Origin of the sequence: Haliscomenobacter sp., from assembly GCF_965225875.1 — a bacterium.
Taxonomy (GTDB): domain Bacteria; phylum Bacteroidota; class Bacteroidia; order Chitinophagales; family Saprospiraceae; genus Haliscomenobacter.
The window spans coordinates 617,137-636,246 of the sequence record NZ_CBDDBS010000003.1 but is presented as its reverse complement, the minus strand read 5'-3'; the positions used below and the strand labels follow the sequence as shown (position 1 = coordinate 636,246).

Genomic DNA, 19,110 nt, shown 5'->3' with positions numbered 1-19,110 from the left:
AGCATCAAGCTTTATTCATAGTTGTACTTGATGCAAATCTTAGCTTTCAGATTCGAAGTAATGGTTGAAACTTCATCTTTGAAGTTAATCAAGCCACTCACACTCAATGGTATCGTCAGGTTGCCGCTGCCAGTAAAGGCATCCAGGTTCGTGGTAATCAACTCTGTACTTTGTTTGGCGTCTTTGAATGTCTCAGAAAAGCCATTTTGCTGCATGCCTTCATCCCGCACCGTTTTATTGAACTTGGCGCTGGACTGATGTACTTTTTGCGTTTGGTTGGGCAATTGGGCCGTCAAATCCACACTCAACATCAGGGCATAATTGTTCCCTTTTACCTCTTTTTCAGCGACATCGGCCATGACCATACACTCAGTCATGATTTCCACACTGCGCAAAGTACCCAGGTTCGGATCAAACTTCGGCAGGCTCAAAGCTGCAGTCTGGCTATTGTTCTGGAAAGTAACTTCGTTACAAGTTTCAGCAGTGGCAATGGAACGGTGGGCTTGGGTGTAAACACTGTTTTGAACAAAATCTGTCCACAAAAATAGTGTTACAAGCGGTAACGCGAAGTACAACAATGGGTACTTCGGTCTTTTCTGGATCGTCGGCGAATTATCCCAAAACTTTGTTATTGCTTTGAGACAATAGATTAGTGCCTCGCTTCCAGCGTGGAGCAAGTCGTAGTTTTTTTTCATGAGAACATTTTGATTTACAAAGTCATTAATTACCAGCACAATAGATCAAAAAAGGACAAACCTCTTCCATCTATAAGCAACAATCAAGTTTTTTATAGTAAAAAAAATACTACTCTGATGACTAAGAAAACAACTTAGTCAAAGATGCAAAACCGAAAATTTAGCGCAGTGGTGTTATTTGAAGTGCTAAAACACTACAAATCAAGCATTACAAATGGTACATGGTAGTAAAATCGATGTAATAAAGGGAGTTGAACTTTCAGAAAGGGAGTCAAATGTATTTAACAGTATACTTCTATTACAATGCAAATGTAACCATTGATTTTAAAAAACGAAATGCTTGTTGATATTTTTTTAAAAAGTTAACATTAGCTGGCAAATCCTAAAGCTGTTTTTTAACACCGATGCGATTTAACCGCTATTTTAGACGCTGATTATTAGCAAAAACGATTCTAATGTACCGTACCTACATCTCCATTTTTCTGGTATTTTTTGCCCTGAATTTCGCTCTTTTTGCTCAAGCCAAGCCCGTCAAAACAGCAAATGGGCTTGTGAGTGGTTTGCAAAATGGAACTGTCCGCAGCTATCTGGGGGTTCCTTTTGCGGCACCTCCCGTCGGGGATTTGCGCTGGAAGGCGCCCCAACCCGCTCAAAACTGGAAAGGGATTCGTGCCTGTACCAAATTTTCAGCCAGTCCTATTCAAAATAAACCCGTTCCCTTTTCAATGTGGACCGAAGAGTTTATTGCACCTCCTGAACCTTTGAGTGAAGATTGTTTGTACCTGAATGTGTGGACAGCGGCTAAATCTGCCAAAGAAAAAAGACCAGTCCTGGTCTGGATTTACGGGGGAGGTTTTGTTTCTGGCTCCAGTGCTTGTGCGGTGTACGATGGGGATGCTATAGCCCAGAAGGGCGTGGTGTACGTAAGCATAAACTATAGAGTTGGAGCACTGGGCTTTATGGCGCATCCGGAGTTATCCAAGGAATCAGGCTACAATGCTTCGGGCAATTACGCCTTCCTGGACCAAATCGCCGCTTTGAAGTGGGTGAAACAAAACATTGCAGCTTTTGGCGGCGATCCCAACAATGTGACCATCGCGGGCCAGTCAGCTGGTTCTTTTTCCATCAATGCCCTGATTGCGTCACCACTAGCAAAGGGATTATTTCACCGAGCAATTGCGCAAAGTGGTGGTTTGTTTAACCGGGCAAGAACAAAGTCTTTAGCAGATGCTGAGAAAGCAGGAGAGTTGTTTTTTAAAAATGCGGGGGTTAGTAGCCTGGCTAATTTACGCAAAAAATCACCCGATGAAATCCTGAAAATTTCGGCTACCATGCCAGGAGGTAGTTTTTCACCAGTAAATGATGGATATGTATTGCCCCTTGATGTTTTTGCTCATTTCCGGGCCGGGAAACAAAACCAAATCCCGATCATGACTGGCTGGGTCATGGGTGATGGGGGCCTGGGTGGCGGCAATCAGAACATTACGGCGCAACAATTTAAGGCCAACAATCAAAAAGTATATGGCGACAAAATAGATGCCTTTTTGGCCTTATTCCCTGCCAATACAGACGAAGAGGCCAAACAATCCGCCCTCAAACAGGGCCTCATTTCATTTGCGGTGTTCAGTTCACACATGATGGCCAGCACCAATAGCAAAGCATCATTCGTTTACCAGTTCAGCCATGTCCCGGTAGACAAGCCTGGTTTTCCCAACTATGGTGCCTTCCATACGTCTGAAGTGCCTTTTGCACTACATACACTCAAATTATGGAACCGCCCTTGGCGGCAAGTGGACCTCGATCTGGAAAAAACCATGTCAGACTACTGGGTGAATTTTGCCAAAAATGGGGATCCCAACGGCCCAGGTCTGCCTCAATGGAAAAAATACGAGCCAGGCGAGGCTACAGTTATTGATTTGGGCGATCAGGTTTTGTCCAAACCAGGTTTATACAAGGCTGAGTTGATGCTCATAGAGAGCTTAAACAAATAAAGTCCATCCTAAGCTGAAAAAATTTAAAAAAATTCCCAGTCATCCTGGAACGCTGCACCTTGCCAAAAACACATTCATTTGTACAATGTGCAGTTGTTTGCGATTTGCACTTAAAACCCAAAGCGGAAACCCGATGCCGCAGTCAAGTAGGGAAAAAATTGTTTCGTTTTTATGAAAAATCCGATTGGAGGAAATTTGTTGTGCTTAGTTTTTGCCTCAACCTTATTGATTGCCAGTTCTTGTAAAAAAGAGGAAGGGACCGAGCCCGTAGTTACGGAGGGAAAAAGTAGCGCTGTTTTTAATCCATCGCTCACTTATGGTACCGTTTCAGACCACCAGGGGAATGTGTACAAAACCATTAAAATTGGCACCCAAACCTGGATGGCGGAAAACTTGCGTAGCACACACTACCGCAATGGGGATCCAATCGCCAATGTAAAAGGCGCTGCGGATTGGATCAAACTTAGCAGCGGTGCTTATTGCACCTATGGCAACTCGAATAATCCAGACAGCATCGCCACCTTTGGCAACCTCTACAATTGGTATGTGGTTTCAGATAGCCGTAAGGTTTGTCCTTTTGGTTGGCACGTACCCAGCAAGGCAGAAGCCCAAACTTTAATGACCTTTTTAGGTCAAAATACAGCCGGAACACAACTAAAGGAAACTGGGACCAAATGGAAAAACAATACAGGGGGGACCAATAGCAGTGGTTTTACTGCCCTCCCAACAGGGGTTCGCCGTAGCGACACTGGAGAATTCTCCAACCTGGGTGGATTAACGGGGTGGTGGACTACTACGGAAAAAGACGCCAATTTTGCCTGGTTTCGGGATTTTGGAAATTATGAGTCATCTTTTGAAGGGGCTAACCCCAAGCAGTTAGGGTACTGTATCCGTTGTTTGCAAGATTAATATTGCTGCATATAGTTGAGTAGTTGGTTTTGAATCTGGAGCCACCATGGTGTTAAAAGACTGTGGTGGCTTTTTTTAAGGGCGAAAAAAACAAGTGCTTCATTTTGCCCCACTACTTTGCGCAAAAAAAATGCCCGTTCAGCTTATTTAAAAGCCAAACGGGCATTTGATGTATTTATGGATGGGCCTATTGCTGAGAGTAACTTAATTGTTGCTCAGCTGGCACAAATTCAAAGTCGATGATGCCGTTTTTCTTCAAAAACAACAGAATCCCTTTCACTGTCTCTTTCAAGCTCGGATCTGGCCATCCCACTGGCGAGGCATTCCGCGCAGCCTGGAAATTGCTGCTGTCATAGAGTTTGAATTCCATCGCTGAAATATTCTCTACTGAGCGCACCAAGAAGTCGAGCAGTGGGAAAAGCAGGTCATCTTTGGTGCAACGTTCCAGGATAACTGGTACAAATTGCTTGAGTGGATAGATCACGAACTCCCTACCCGTAAGCTCGGTGATGATGTCCGTAATGTCGCGCATATTGGAGTACACATCCCGAACCACGTGGAAAGTTTTGTTGATAGTTTCCGGCATATTGGAAGCAGCCACGATGTTGTGGGCAGCCCGATCCGCTGGTGAAAAACTGACCTGGTTTTGGGCGTCAACCCCAATGCCGTAATTGAACATAAATGCAATCAGGCGAATGGAGATGTCAAAATTGTGGCCTCCCCCGTTGATGGAAGGAGTGATCAGTGCCGGGCGGAAAATACGGCCTTGCAGCCCCCGACTCAAGGCATCTTTCACGATTTCTTCCGACACCCATTTGGTTTGGCTGTATCCAAAATCGAGGAGGTTGATGTTGTCGTTCGTAGTCGATTCATACAACACATCTTTGACCGCCCATCCAAAGATGAAGGTAGTTGAGATGTGGTTGAACACTTTGGGATTGCCGTGGAAAGCAAGCTTGAGGATTTCGTTGGTACCCACCACATTGACGTTCCGCATCCTGTCGTAGTTGAACAGGTAGTTTACGGTAGCGCCGTTGTTGTAGATTTCCTGAACATTATTGGCCAGGAATTCCCATTTTTCGCGGCTCAAGCCAAGTTGCTGCTGGCCCAAATCCCCACAAACTGGAATTACCCGCTCTCTAAATGCCGTTTCAAGTTGGGCATTCATAGGTTCTACAGCTTCCATCGCGGCCATGAGGCGCTCCATCCCCTGTTCTTCGCTAGAGGCGCGAACCAAAACGTAGACTCTCTGCTCAGTTTGCTCTAGAATACTTTTCAGGATAAAGGGGCCAAAAAAGCCCGTACCTCCGGTAAGCAATACATCCGTTGCCCGATGTTCGGCTGGATAAACCGGGGCAAGCGGATCAAAGGAGAGATGGACATCACTCAACATGATTTTCTGTTCCATCTCGGTATGCTCCTTCTGGAGCGTGTCGATCATTTTTTTCAACCGCAAAATGGCCAGAGCCGATGCGGATTCAAATTGAGCGACCAGGTCAAACAATTCAGAAATGGAAATTTCCTGGATGAGCCGCAGGTCAATTTGTTTGGACAAGGCATCCGCACCTTTCTCTTTGAGCAGTTCCTTGATGTCGTGCATCAACACCGCCAAATCGATGGATTCGAGGCCAGCCTTACCCAGAGTGTAAGTCTCCTCGCCCGTAAATCCGTATTTCTGCTTGAGATCGTCCAGGGGCGAAGTTGGGCCCTTGCATTCTTCATGGAAATGTTCAACAGCAGCAGCACCGGAAAACTGCTCCAGCACATTAAATTGGCCGGATTCCCACATTTCTTTGGCCTTGTGCCGCATGATTTTACCAGAACTGGTTTTAGGGATTTCCCGGGCGGACACAAAGGCAATGATATGGGTTTGTACGTTCAAACCCTTGCGGATGGCATTGACGATTGGAAGTGGATCAGGCAGTGATTTTGGGTTTTTGACCCCAACTACAACAACCAACTTCTCCTCACCATCAAAAACGTCAAAGGCAGCAGAAAAACCATGTCGTACATGGCTGGACGCGGTCTGTTCGACAATCTTTTCAATGTCCTGAGGGAAATAATTGAGCCCTCTGATGATGATCATGTCCTTTTGGCGGCCACAAATGTAAAGTTCATCCTGGTACATGAAGCCAATGTCACCGGTACGCAGGTAGTTGTTGGCGTTTTGGTTTTCACCAACAATCGAAGCCTGGAAGATTTTTTTGGTCAAATCTGGCTTATCCCAATACCCCAGGCATTTGCTTTTGCCACTCAACCACACTTCGCCGATCTGTCCTTCCTTGAGTGCGTGACGCGTGTTGGGGTCCACGATTCTGACAATGATATCACCCAATGCTGCTCCGCAGTTCATGATGTTGGTACCAGCGTCCGGCTCAGACAATACGGGCAATACTTTCAGCTTGTTTTGTTTGAAGGCGGCAGGGTCAACTGATACGTAAGTGCGCCCGTAATTGGTTACTGCTAATGTATTCTCCGCCAAACCGAAGGCTGCGAATAAGGCTTCTGGTTTGAGTCCACGAGGTTCAAAAAACTTCAGGAAACGCGTATAAGTAGCAGGAATGACTGGCTCTGCAGCAGTCATCAGGTATTCGAGTGAACTCAAGTCCAATTTTTCCAAGGTTTGCTCGGAAATTTTGCCTGCTTGCAAGCAATATTCAAATGCAAAATTGGGCGCAGAGGAGTGAGTTGCCTTGTATTTTGTGATCGTTTCCAACCACAAGGCCGGGCGTTGGATAAAATCAAGCGGAGAAAAACCATAAGTGGTTCCTCCTTTTAAAGCGATGTAAATATAGTAACCAATCAAGCCCATGTCGTGGTACTGGGGCAACCAGCTTACGCCTACGGGAACGAACTCTGTGGCCAGATCACAGTTGTGCAAGATGTTCTGATGAGATACCATTACACCTTTAGGCTCACTGGTAGAACCTGAAGTGTATTGCAAAAACAAAACATCAGAATGCCCTGCCTCGAATCCATTTTTGTTAACGTCTCTAAAATCTTCCGTATTGATCCAGCTGAGTTTAGAGATGTAACTCGTGCTAAAAAATGATTCCGCAATATTGGTACGTGACAGGTTGAGCTTTACCGACCAGTAATAATCCCGGCTGGTCAGAATGGCTTTGGCCTGGCAATCTTTGGCGATGTAAGTCATTTTATTGAGTGATGACTCAAACCCATGCGAGGTGGGTGGATAGGCAGGCACCGGTATCAACCCCAAACGAGCGCAAGCAAAAAAAGCACAAATCATTTCCAACCCAGGTGGGTAAGCCAGCAAGATGCGGCTTCCAACCGGAAAGTTATGCTCATTGTACAAATTGCTCGCAATTGCATTGGTGCGATAGATAAATTCACTATACGTGTATTTCTCTGTTTGATTGCCAGAAATATCGAGGAATGAAAAGAGTAGCTTGTCCGGTTGTTCATCCACCCAGAAATCAAGTCTTTCAAAAATAGAATTCATAGGCAAAGCTTGTTCGTTTATTGTCAATTGGTTGTTCGATTTGTAATCATTCATTAGGAGACTGAAGCGTTGCTGTCCTTGGCAAAGTTTTGGGAAGTTACGGATACGGGTGGTTTACCCAGCAGTTTGAGTAATTTAAGGTGGTGGGCCATCGCCTGATACATGTAGCGGTTTTCGCGGTATTCTACACCAAATTCAGCCGCAGTCTCGCGTACTATTTTTGTCAATTTGGGATAGTGGGTATGTGCAACTTGAGGGAAAATGTGATGAACCACATGGTGATTCAAGCCTCCACAAATAAAATTTGCGATGCGACTGCGGGTTGCATAATCAGTAGTGGTGGCAAAAATGTGGTCTACAAAATCAAGATCGTGTCGTGTTTCGGGAAATTCGTTGATGTCGAGTAAGTGTGCCGTCTGAATGATCCAGGCTGCAGCCAATCCCATAATAAGGTGAGTAATCACAAAAGCAATCAGCACCTGCCAAATCGAAAAATGGAGCACAATGACTGGAATTCCGATCATGTAAAAGAGATAGAGGATTTTACTACCAATGATGGTAATCCATTCTCTCAGAGGGTGTTTGACGTTTTCTACGTGCTTGTTGTTGTTGAAAAACAGATACTCAAAGTCCTTGACAAAAAGGAAATCAAGGGTGGTAATCCCGTACATGGGAAAAACGTAAAGGTGCTGAAACTGGTGCATCCATTTCCACTCTGCATGGGGAGAAAAACGGAAAATTCCATGGGCGAAAATTCCTTCGTCATCCCCATAAACGTTCATTACCGCGTGGTGGCCTTTGTTGTGCATGATCCGCCACATATAGGAGCTAATGCCACAGGCGTCCAGGACATAACTAAGAACCTTGTTGACGATTTTTTTATTCGAAATGGAATTGTGGTTGGCATCATGGGCAATGTTTAGAAACATAAAGATCTGGCCCAAGCCTTGCAACAAATACAAGAAGAAGAACTGGGTGTAGTTCCAGTTGTATGCCAATAGCAACACGTAACTGCCTATCCACCATGCCAGTGCAAAAGTAACTTTCAACGTCATTTCCCAGTTTCCCTTCTTGGAAAGCTGGTTTTTTTCAAAAAAATAATTCAGCCTTTCAAATAAAACCTTTTTGAATGCCGCATTAGTGTCGACAGCAGTTGTTGACATATTGTAGGTGTTTTTTGTTTTGAATCAGATCACAATTTGGGAAAAACCGGGCAGTTCCCAACCCGACCCCCAAAACTCAAATTTGCTCTTAATCCCCAAATGTAATAAGCTTGTCTATATTTACTACCCTGTTGATCTATATTATTTGGTGGCTTGTTCCTCCAAGCCTTTACAATTGGGTACAAAAGCTTAGATTTTTAATTGCCCATCCTCAATCCTGGCACGCTTCTGAATACAATCCAAAATCTCCGATTCCTCGTGGGCAATTTGCAAAATTGTCCGCTCATCATCTGCCAATTGGCTGAATAGAGCTTGCACCAGGGACGTTTTTTCGGCATCCAAACCCTGAAAAGGTTCATCCAAAATCAGCACAGGAGGGTTGAGGGCCAAGGCTCTTGCGATCATCACCATTTTTTTTTCACCAGAAGACAATTGTCCCAGGGGCGTTTGGGAAAAAATGGATAAACCAAGCGCTTTCAATAATGCAGCTATGTGCACTTTTTCGGCTGCTTTAATCGAACGCACCAAAATTTGGGTGCCACTCAAACCAGATTGTACAACATCCAATACTTTGGCGCTTTGCGGCCAATAATTCTGGATTTCAGGTGAGACAAAACCAATGCGGGCTTTGATTTGCCAAATGCTTTCACCGGAGCCCCGCTTTTTGTCAAAAATGACCAAGTTCTGGGCATAAGCACTAGGGTTATCGGCATACATCAAACTGGTCAGAGTCGTTTTGCCAGAACCATTGGGGCCTTGCAACAGCCATTTCTCCCCTTTGCGAATACACCAGTTTACATCGCTGAGCAATTGTTTACCCCCGGCCTGAATTTGCCCCTGATGGATGTCAAATACACGTTCAAACGGGGCGATTGGGCTTTCAAATCGAGGCAATTGATGCAGATCGGGTATGGCGCCACTACGGCTGGTAAATGGAGCTAAATAAATGGATTCCACTTCATCATCTTTGGTGAAATGGCGTTTTACCGTCAGCACCACCAAACAACAGCCACTCCGCTCGTGAAAATGGCGCAAAAATTCCGACAAGTCAGCCGTCGACTGCGCATCCAATCCGGTAAAAGGGTTATCCAGGATATAAATTTGAGCGGGTTTGAGCAAGGTTTTGGCAATGAGCACTTTGCGGGTCTCTCCGCTTGATAGTTCAATCATTTCCCGATCCAATAATTTGGCGGGCAAAATGATTTGGGCAAAATCGACTGTAGCTGGATCAGCCTGTTGCAGTTTGAGAAAATCGATGACTTTGATGGATTCTTGCTTGACCCCGCTCTGGTAGCGTTCCTGGTAGTAAGAGCTGGAGTATTGAAATACTGAACCATCGGCAGTAAAATCAGTGTAGGAAATTTCGGTAAGGCTCAGCTGGCGGTTGATGTTGTTTTTATTGAACACTTTGCCACAAAGAACGCGGGCCAAATAGGATTTGCCGCTGCCATTAGGGCCAGTGATCTCATAAAGGTGCTGAGATTTTAGTTCAAAATTGAGCACCTGATCACCAATGGGTAATCCATCTACAGTTATTAGCGACATTGATACCTTTTAAAAAAATTAGCCACGAAGTTCCTAAGTAGCGGGCAAAATGAGCACTTATTTTTATCGCCCCTAAGATCAGAAAATGTTCTTAAGCTTCTTAGTGCCTTCGTGGCTAAAATAAAAATGTTTTACAAACTCAAAACCAATGCCTCGTAAGGTTTTAGCTGATTTGTGGCTTTGGAATTGGGATAATTACCCAGCAATACTTTGGCTTTGCTCAAATCCAATCCTTCGGTATTTACTTTTGCTTCTACAGCTTTAAAATTGAGTAACACCAAAATGGTACGGCCTTCCAAAGAGCGGGTATAGGCAAATATGGAGGGGTTTTCAGCGTCTACTAACTTAAAGTCGCCGTAAATCAAGGCGCGTTCCTTTTTCCGCAATTGAACCATCTTGCGGAAGTAGTTGAGCACAGAATTTGGATCCTTTTCCTGTGCGGCTACATTTACGCTGGTGTAATTGGGATTGACTTTAAGCCAGGGTTTTCCAGCTCCAAAACCACCATTGTCACTGTCGTCCCATTGCATGGGGGTACGCCCATTGTCACGGGATGAAATTTTCATGCCTTCTAAAAAACGTTTCAAGTCGCCACCTTTGGCTTTCACCTGGGCGTAATTGGTCAACAGTTCGATGTCGTTATAGTCTTCCACTTTGTCGAACTTAATGTTGCTCATGCCAATTTCATCGCCGTAGTAATAAAAGGCTGTGCCCCGCATGCTCAGGATAAAAGTACTGAGCAATTTGGAGGAGGCATCACGGAACTCCGGGGTATCATTGCCCCAACGGGTCAACATGCGCGGCTGATCGTGGTTGGCCAGGTAAATGGTGCCCCAACCTTTTTGTGCAAAAGCTTCGGTCCATTTGGCATAGATTTTTTTCCAGGCCACAAAATCATAACCCTTGGGGTCGGGCATTTTGTATTCATTGGGCAGGTAACCAAAATCAATGGCTTCGAAATAATAGGCCATGTTCAACTCCTTGCGCTCAGGGGCTACAAACTTCATGACCCGTTCTACGTCGCCCATGGCTTCCGCTACTGTTGCAACGTTGTATTTGCTCAACACTTCGCGGTTCATCTCCTGCATGTAGTCGTGAAGGTGAGGGCCACTGGCGTAATACATGCCCCATTGGCCATTGTACTCGGCGGGAAGTGGCTGCCAGGTGGTGTCTTTGGAACAAAAAGCAATGGCATCCAGGCGAAAACCGTCAATACCTTTGTCCAACCAAAAACGCATCATTTTGTAGATTTCCTGGCGCAATTGGGGGTTTTCCCAATTCAGATCCGGTTGTGCATCGGCAAAATAATGCAGGTAATAGGAATTGGTCGCCTTGTTGTATTCCCAGGCGTCCCCTTTTTCATCAAAAATACTCCAGCGGTACGGTGGCTTTCCTTTTTCGGCGGGCCACCAATGGAAGTATTTGTAATAGGGACTGTTGCGCGAACTACGCGCCGATTTGAACCAGGCGTGTTCGGAACTACAATGGTTGACCACCAAGTCCATAAACACCTTGATCTCCCGATCATGGAATCCCTTGAGCAAGGCGTCAAAGTCTTGCATGGTCCCGAACTCCTTCATGATGTTTTGGTAATCCGAGATGTCGTACCCATTGTCTTTGTTAGGGGAAGCGTAAATCGGATTGAGCCAGACCATGTCGATGCCCAGGCTTTTGACATAATCCAGTTTGGAAATGATCCCTTGAAGGTCCCCTACTCCATCGCCATTGCTGTCTTTAAAACTGCGCGGATAAATCTGGTAAACAACCGCTTCTTTCCACCAGGGTTCACTGCTTGCGGGGGCAGTTGTTTTAACAGTTGATTGATTTGCTTTTTGCGTTGCCTGCTTACAGGCGCCCAGCAAAAGGGCCATTGCCAGGATTGGCAACAGGGTTGATTGAAGGACTAATCTCATTTTTTTATTGTTTCATACCCGGCAAATTTAAAATTTCATTATTGATAAATCGTCAAATAGTTGTCACTGATTTCATAAGTCCCTCTACCTGAAGCCTGATCATGAATGACCTGTTGTGCGATGTAATCCAGGACCGCCGCTCTTTTTTCCAATGGTAATTTTGTCCTGGCGCCCCATTGTTGTTCAGAAGGAACATCAATAATTGCCAGGGCATCACCTCCTCCAAATTCCCACCACATGTCAAACTTGGCTTCATCACTTTCAAAAAAAACCGTTCCACCACGCCCTTCGGTAGCGTACAACAAACGGGCATTGCCCAGGTTTTCAGCCAATTGTTGTAAACCTGTTTTTTGGGCAAATGGATTTTTGAATCGCAGTTTCATGGTAGGTATCCGATTTAGGTGTTAGCAAAGTAAGAGAATTTAACACCTTATCAAACATCCTTTTTCATAAAACACGCCATAGTCTTCGGGCAAACAAGTGCTCATTTATCACCACTCAGGTCAAGCGTGAAAATCGCAGGTTTGATTTAGGAAAATCTATCCCCATCAGAAACTGAACAATCACCCAATTGATCATCCCGGCACTTAATGTCCGCCAACCAATACCCGAGAAGGTTGGGGGCAATGGGGCTTCAAAAACAGTAACAAGCATCCCAATCAGTAGCGAGGCAATTGCAGCCCATTGGTAAAGCCGGAGCTTGGCAAAAATGGGGGTTTGTGGTTCGCCCCGATAAGCTTCCTCTACGAAGCGTCCCAGCCCATTCAACATCAAATACAAACCAATTAGGAGCGACATGGGAACACCGCTGTACCACAAGCGGAATTGTAAACCACCGACGAGCAGCAGCCAAATCATGGCATACAACTGGGTAGGATGAAGTGCAGCCCCCTTCAAATTGGAAATATAACATACTCGGGATCGGGGATGTAGATAATGAATGCCGAGGTATTCATTGGAAGGTGCTCCGTGGCAACAGCCATTAATGAGACAGCGCAAGCGCCCAATTGCCTGAACCCAAGGCATAAATACCGCAAACACGCCCAACATAATCCATACATCCATGCCCATCCAACGAATGACCAGGATAGCCAGGAAGACGCCTACCATCGAGCCGTACCAACCAAATGGGCGTTTCAGTTTGTCGGAACCCTCGATGAATTGCCCCCATAATCCGGCACAAACCGTCAAAAATACGCCTACAACAACAATACCAAAAGCGTATTCCTCGCCAGCCAAAATACTGCCTGTCACAGTACCTACAAATGCACCAAATCCAACGTAGAAGCCATGATTGATGACCCGTACTGGCCCAAATACCCATTCCTGCCAGGAGTTGGCTACTTTTTCAGCCGAACGGCGCAAAAAAGACCAAATAGCTGGAGCATAAAAAGCAAAAGCAAATCCCACTCCACCACTCAACAAATGGGCCAAAGGATCTCGACTGGCGATCACTACAGCTAGGGTAAGCAATCCTGCAAATGCTGTTGTTACAGATTGGAATGCGGGTATTGATTTACGATAAAGTTGGGTTGCCACCCAAATCCAAAACCAGGATATGGATAAGTTGGCATTTAGCCAAAGGCTGCCCTCAATCTTGTTAAAATGTCCCAGTCCAATAATCGGCAAAATGAAGGCCAAATAAAGCACTGCCAATCCACCGAGGAAACCGCTGATAAAAAACTGCCGCAACTGTTCTTGCGTTCTGGCAAAAAGTGGGGCAGCAAAAACCCAGATTGCGGCTGCAAGACCAATTGCCCAATGTACATTTGGTTTAAATTCCATGCTTGAAAGAACCAGCAATGGTGTATAAACATTGTCTTGATTAGCCCACAAAACACTGGCATTCAATAAAATCCAAGGAAACAACAAGCAGAGATAGACCGAGGCAAAATTGCTAATAGAAGGTTTGCCTTCTCCTTTGGAGGGAATGGCCAGCCAATACTGGCGAGATTCTGAAGGAAATCTTTGTAACAAATCAATCCGTTCGTAACCCCATACCAGCGCCATACAACCCAAGGTGGCTATCGGGCTGATCAGCCAGAACCCAATGGCGCTGCCTGCATAGATGGAAACGCCAAAACAAAGCAGCACAAACCCCGTGTAAATGGGATGGGGCAGCAACTTAAAGGCTCCATCTTGCACAAATTTTGGTGGTGGATACCCATTCATGGGCAAGCCTTGCCCAAAATGCCACAAGGCATACATCCCGGTGAGCACCAAAACTCCTCCCAGGCAGCTAAGAATCAAACCCCAGTTAGCAGATGAAATTGGCGGCAAAAACACCGCATGGCTAGCATTTTTGGCCCAAAGCAACAGCCCAACGGGCAGTACCACCATAAAAATCAAACTGTAGATCAGCTTACCGATGAGGTCTTGGCTAGTTGTTTTCATTTGAAGATGCGCATTTTGTAGGTGTACAATAAAAGCCCCAGCAATAAGAGGCCCAATCCATATAATGCAGAAAAGCCCAGGGATTTAACAAAAGAATGTGACGTGAATACAGCAGTCAAAGTAGCTTGAGAGGGAAACCAGGCGGGCAGGTAACGGATGAACTCCTGATGCTGTGCTCCATCGTAAAACAGGGGATTTTGCAGCCAACCTGCGTCAATATTGGCCAATAAAACAATCAACAACATCCCTTCCAATTCCCCTCGAATCAGCACTCCGGAAAGGATACCATAGCTACCATAAACAATGCCTGCTGAAAAAATCCCCAGCAGGGTTCCGATCAAATTTTGTGGCGTAAAAAACAAATGCAAGGCGAGCCCTACATACAAAGCCAACAGTCCTACAGTAAAGAATAAAACCGCAAATAAGGCAAGAAAAATCTCCCAGGACCGGTACCCAGCCAGAACCATCCGACGGTGTACGCCTACATTTTTTTGTACCAGATTCAGGCCTAAAAAGGAGGCCAAAAAACCTACAGCCGCAACCCCAATGAAAACCAAAGACTCGTCGCGTGCAGGCACTTCAATGTAGGTTTTTTCCGACACGGTAGCCAACTTGAAGGGCGTTATACGTTTGCTGGTTGTAAAATCGACTACCCAAAAGAAAAGAGAAGGAATGACCAGTAACAACACGAGGGTGATGCGCCGCCTGACGAGTTGAAGCAAGGTGATTTCTATAACACTCCAGGTGCGTTTTAAATTCATGACAGTACCCCATTTTGTAGGTGAAAAATACGGTCAAATCGCTGCTGGTCATTGATGAAATGGGAAACAACCAGGACGGTCTGTCCTGCTGCAACAATTCCCTCTGCATAGCTCCAAAAACGTAGGTAGGTTTCCCAGTCAAATCCATTGTAGGGTTCGTCAAGCACCAACAATTCGGGTTGATGAAGCAGGGCTAATGCCAAATTGAGCTTTTGTTTGGTACCGCCACTCAATTGCTCGACTAGTTTGTCCAAATGCTGTTTAAACTGAAACTGCTGGAGCAGCAGCTCCATACGTTCCTGCCAGTGTACCTGCTTCATTCCATAGCCCCTAGCCCAGCATTTAAAATGTTCCAAAACTGTAAGTTGATCAAATAACAATACTTCTTGCGGGCAATACCCCATACTTTCGGGTCGAATAACACGGCCGGAATCGGACTTTAGCACTCCAATAATGATTTTTAACAAGGTGCTTTTACCAGAGCCATTTTCACCAGTAATGCCAATCAACTGTCCCGCATCCACAGTAAAGGATGCATCTACCAATATTTTTTGGCGACCAAAAGAGCGGGCTACGTGTTCAACTTCCAGTACGTTTGACATGTGGTAGTTTTCTAAAATTTCACCAATTCGTGGATCACCCATCCGGTATTTTCTACCTGATCGTTGACCAGCAAGGTTCCTTTGCTGCGCCATTTGGTTTCCTGAGCGCTTAAAAAATGCAGAGGGGTAAAACGGTCAATCCCCGGCATCCAGCGGATCAACAGGTCTACAGTCTCCTTGATTTTATTCGTGTCTTCGAGGACATATGGTTCACTCAATAGCAATTTTTTGTGGCTTTCGGGTAATACAATGGCCTCCTCTGAAATATTAGCTACCGGAATGCTGGCCTGGCCATCAAAAACCCAAAAACGGTTCAATTTTCCCCGCAGTTCAATCCAGACCAGGGGCGTGTTCGCCTGGGTAAAGCGTCCCCAACGGAGCTCGTTGAAATCCATTTTCCATGGCGGGAGAGTCATTTCAAGGCATTCTACATAGCCCCAACCAGAAAGGTTAGGATCGTTTCCAAGGCGGATGGAACATTGAGCTGCGGGTTGCATGCAGTGCCAATCGAGGTAGCCCTCGTCAGTGTCGTGCAACCGCGTGCGGATGGGCGGGGCAGCGCTGTGCCATGAGCCGGAAAGGTCTAAACTAGAGTCATGCCAACGAATGGTTTTGTCTTCAATTTCCGGCTCCTGAACCGTTTTGAGCTTGTTCATGTGGTGCCTTTCTCCAGTTCCATCCACATAAATGTAACTGACGTACCCGACTTTGAAGGCCCGCCAATGGAGCAAGGCCGCATAACAAATGAGCACCCTGCCGTCTTCAGTAGTGCAGTCGAAATACCATTTTTTTAAATGAAAGGAGGATTTGGTTTTCATGTCAAGTAGATCAGTAACATCCAAATTCAAGTAAAATAGCAGTAAAATGAATGACATAAGTTACCGTCTACACTGAAATATACTTCGACAAAAGAATTTATTTTGGGGCATAAGTAGAGGAACATATAAACTTAAAGCGGATTAAGCCCAGGTCATTTTACCGGCCTCTTCCAGTTCTTTGCAACTCTTGAAGCGGGTAACGGTCATGTAGTCGTACTCGGCGTTGGTTCCACTCGGGAAGATGCTGCGGTACAAGGTCCAGCCCAGGATTTTATCTTCGTCCTTGTGGCGTTGGTGAACGGCCTTCCAAACTTGTTCCGCTTTCAGGTAATCCTCTCTCATTCCGGGCATTACTTTCATGTATTCGCGCTGGATGTAGACGGGGTCAGTGGCAGCGGGAGTTTGGGCCTGTACTTTGGTAACGATCAGGAAATACAGGGTCATTAAGCCCAGTGTTTTGAGTGCAAGAATGAAGGATTTAGTGCTTTTCATAGTCAATTGATTTGATTTTGTTGATGGTACAAAGTTGTGGTCAAAAGGAGGAAGGTTCATCCACATGTTGATGTAGTCTGACAAATGTATTGTTCTATAAAACTGGCCAAGGGGATTTTCCTGGGTAAACTGTATTTTGTGCCCAGAATCAAAACCAAGCTCAATGGAAGAGATCATCAAAGAAATAGCAGAATCACTTGACTGCTCGGAGGTGGTGTTTTTACACAAGGAAACCCACGAAATTTTGTCTTATCCCATTGCAGATGGGCCTACAGATGAAGAGTTTGACTACATTGAGCAGGAGGTTATGGAGGTAATCAATACCGATCCGGGCAGCTACATCCGTTTTGATCCGCCTAATTCAGATGAGTCTTTTGAAATGATGGAATTGTTTGTAGAGACTTTAAAAAATGTGCATTTAAAAGCCAGATTATTGGATGCGTTAGCCTCACGGAAGCCTTTCCGCAACTTTCGGAATGCCCTTCAGAGTGAAGAAATAGAAGATGATTGGTACGCCTATAAGGATGCTTATTTACAGATGCTGGTCCGTGACAGGTTATAAATTTTAGGCGGTTTTTATCCCCGCCGCACCCTCCAGCCCCAGCTCCGCAATGCTTTGCTCCCGCATTTCCACCTTACGGATTTTTCCGGTAACTGTCATCGGAAAACCATCGGTAAAACGGATGTACTGCGGGATTTTGTAATGGGCAATTTGCCCCTGACAATAGGCCTTTACCTCTTCGATAGTCAGGGTTTCACCTTCTTTTACCCGAATCCAGGCCATCACTGCCTCCACGTATTTGGGATCGGGCACGCCGATCACTTGCACGTCACTGATTTTTGGGTGGGTGTACAAAAATTCTTCTATCTCGCGTGGATAAATATTTTCCCCACCCCGAATGATCATGTCTTTGATGCGGCCCACTATTTTGACGTAGCCTTCTTCATCCATGGTCGCCAGATCGCCGGTATGCATCCAACGGGCTTTGTCAATGGCGTTGCGGGTGGAGGTTTCATTGTTCCAGTAACCGAGCATCACGCTGTAGCCGCGAGTACATAGCTCGCCGGGAGTCCCGCGTGGAACGGTGCGGCCAGTTTCAGGGTCGATGATTTTAACTTCCAGGTGTGGGTGGATTTGTCCCACGGTACTGACTTGCTTTTCCAGGGGAGTTCCAATCCGGGTTTGGGTGCTCACCGGGCTGGTCTCGGTCATGCCGTAGGCAATTTCCATTTCGGACACGTGCATGAGGCTTTGTACCTTTTTCATCACCTCAATTGGGCAAGGCGAACCAGCCATAATGCCTGTACGCAAACTGCTCAGATCGTATTGATCAAAATCGGGTAAATCCAATTCGGCAATAAACATGGTAGGGACTCCAAAAATCCCGGTAGCCTTTTCTTTTTCCACGGCAGCCAAAGTACTGGCTGGATCAAATCCTTCACTAGGGTAAATCATGGTAGCCCCATGTGTAACGCAGCCCAAGTTCCCCATGACCATGCCAAAACAATGGTAAAGGGGCACGGGAATGATCAGTCGATCCTTTTCTGTAAAATTCATCAGCTCTGCCACGAAGTAGCCATTGTTCAAAATGTTGTGGTGGCTGAGGGTTGCTCCTTTGGGGAAGCCAGTGGTACCGGAAGTGTATTGGATATTAATGGGTTCATCAAAAGCTAGGCTGCTTTGCCGATCTATTAGTGTATCGGTAGGCGTTTTTTCCGCTTCCTGCAAAAAATCATCCCAACGCCACATGCCTGGCCTTTCATCTTCGGCCAAACGAATAATGGTGCGCAGATACGGGGCTTTTTCCGCTTTTAATTCCCCTCTTGAGCAATGTTGCAGCTCTGGAGCCAGTGCAAAAAGCATCTCCGTAAAGTTGGAGGCTTTGAACTGATCGGCAATCACAACAGTACTACACTCGGATTGATTCAAGGCATATTCCAATTCGTGTAAGCGGTAACTGGGATTGATGTTGACCAAAATGGCCCCGATTTTGGCTGTGGCGAATTGCGTAACCGTCCACTCATAACGATTTGGCGACCACATCCCGACCCGATCGCCCTTCTGTACACCCAGAGCTAAAAACGCCCTGGCGCAGTCGTCCACTATTGCTTTAAACTGCTGGTAATTGAAGCGGATGTCCTGATGTGGTACGATCAAGGCATCGTTGTGCGGAAAACGGGCCGCAATACCGTCAAGCATATCGCCGATGGTGATACCGAGCAATGGTTTGTTACTGGTGCCGCTGAGGTAGCTGAGTTGAATGGACATGTGAACAAATTTAGACTATTTGGCTGTAAAAACGGCCTTCTTTTCATCTTACGAAAGATAAAGCGTAAATCTGAGCCATCCAAAGAATAAAAAAC

15 protein-coding genes are annotated in these 19,110 nt (G+C 45.7%); 3 read left to right on the top strand and 12 right to left on the bottom strand.

Going from position 1 to position 19,110, the window contains the following annotated elements:
- Positions 1-11: 11 nt before the first annotated feature.
- Positions 12-695, bottom strand: coding sequence for a choice-of-anchor E domain-containing protein (locus tag ACO08K_RS23060; RefSeq protein WP_421798837.1), 684 nt, complete (start codon positions 693-695; stop codon positions 12-14).
- 455 nt (positions 696-1,150) lie between these two features.
- On the opposite strand from ACO08K_RS23060, the gene ACO08K_RS23055 reads away from it, so the two are divergent.
- Positions 1,151-2,686, top strand: coding sequence for a carboxylesterase/lipase family protein (locus ACO08K_RS23055; protein WP_421798836.1), 1,536 nt, complete (start codon positions 1,151-1,153; stop codon positions 2,684-2,686).
- A gap of 171 nt (positions 2,687-2,857) precedes the next feature.
- Complete coding sequence (locus tag ACO08K_RS23050) at positions 2,858-3,595, top strand: fibrobacter succinogenes major paralogous domain-containing protein (protein ID WP_421798835.1); 738 nt, start codon at positions 2,858-2,860, stop codon at positions 3,593-3,595.
- Between the two features lie 187 nt (positions 3,596-3,782).
- Here the strand turns inward: ACO08K_RS23050 and ACO08K_RS23045 are convergent, their stop codons facing one another.
- The 10 genes from ACO08K_RS23045 to ACO08K_RS23000 form a co-directional block, all read right to left on the bottom strand.
- On the bottom strand, positions 3,783-7,058 hold the full coding sequence (locus ACO08K_RS23045; protein WP_421798834.1) for a thioester reductase domain-containing protein: 3,276 nt from the start codon (positions 7,056-7,058) through the stop codon (positions 3,783-3,785).
- Between the two features lie 53 nt (positions 7,059-7,111).
- A complete protein-coding gene (locus ACO08K_RS23040; protein WP_421798833.1) occupies positions 7,112-8,221 on the bottom strand; it encodes a fatty acid desaturase family protein in 1,110 nt (369 codons plus the stop codon).
- 189 nt (positions 8,222-8,410) lie between these two features.
- Positions 8,411-9,766, bottom strand: coding sequence for an ATP-binding cassette domain-containing protein (locus tag ACO08K_RS23035; RefSeq protein ID WP_421798832.1), 1,356 nt, complete (start codon positions 9,764-9,766; stop codon positions 8,411-8,413).
- A 131-nt stretch (positions 9,767-9,897) separates the two neighbouring features.
- A complete protein-coding gene (locus ACO08K_RS23030; protein ID WP_421798831.1) occupies positions 9,898-11,679 on the bottom strand; it encodes a glycoside hydrolase family 13 protein in 1,782 nt (593 codons plus the stop codon).
- Between the two features lie 38 nt (positions 11,680-11,717).
- Positions 11,718-12,062 carry a hypothetical protein gene (locus ACO08K_RS23025; protein WP_421798830.1) on the bottom strand — a complete coding sequence of 115 codons (345 nt, stop codon included), beginning with the start codon at positions 12,060-12,062 and terminating at the stop codon, positions 11,718-11,720.
- A 115-nt stretch (positions 12,063-12,177) separates the two neighbouring features.
- Positions 12,178-14,073, bottom strand: coding sequence for a prolipoprotein diacylglyceryl transferase family protein (locus ACO08K_RS23020; protein WP_421798829.1), 1,896 nt, complete (start codon positions 14,071-14,073; stop codon positions 12,178-12,180).
- Complete coding sequence (locus ACO08K_RS23015) at positions 14,070-14,834, bottom strand: hypothetical protein (RefSeq protein WP_421798828.1); 765 nt, start codon at positions 14,832-14,834, stop codon at positions 14,070-14,072. Before ACO08K_RS23015 ends, ACO08K_RS23020 begins: the two co-directional genes overlap by 4 nt.
- Entirely contained in the window at positions 14,831-15,436 is a 606-nt protein-coding gene (locus ACO08K_RS23010) for an ABC transporter ATP-binding protein (protein WP_421798826.1), read from the bottom strand. The genes ACO08K_RS23015 and ACO08K_RS23010 overlap by 4 nt, the downstream gene beginning before the upstream one ends.
- Positions 15,437-15,447: 11 nt before the next feature.
- Positions 15,448-16,254, bottom strand: coding sequence for a hypothetical protein (locus ACO08K_RS23005; RefSeq protein WP_421798825.1), 807 nt, complete (start codon positions 16,252-16,254; stop codon positions 15,448-15,450).
- A 141-nt stretch (positions 16,255-16,395) separates the two neighbouring features.
- A complete protein-coding gene (locus ACO08K_RS23000; protein ID WP_421798824.1) occupies positions 16,396-16,746 on the bottom strand; it encodes a hypothetical protein in 351 nt (116 codons plus the stop codon).
- Between the two features lie 163 nt (positions 16,747-16,909).
- Between ACO08K_RS23000 and ACO08K_RS22995 the strand changes: the two genes are divergently transcribed.
- A complete protein-coding gene (locus tag ACO08K_RS22995; protein ID WP_421798823.1) occupies positions 16,910-17,308 on the top strand; it encodes a UPF0158 family protein in 399 nt (132 codons plus the stop codon).
- A gap of 3 nt (positions 17,309-17,311) precedes the next feature.
- On the opposite strand, the gene ACO08K_RS22990 is transcribed toward ACO08K_RS22995, so the two are convergent.
- The gene (locus tag ACO08K_RS22990; protein ID WP_421798822.1) at positions 17,312-19,015 is read right to left on the bottom strand and encodes an AMP-binding protein; all 1,704 of its coding nucleotides are present in this window, start codon (positions 19,013-19,015) and stop codon (positions 17,312-17,314) included.
- Positions 19,016-19,110: the final 95 nt, after the last annotated feature.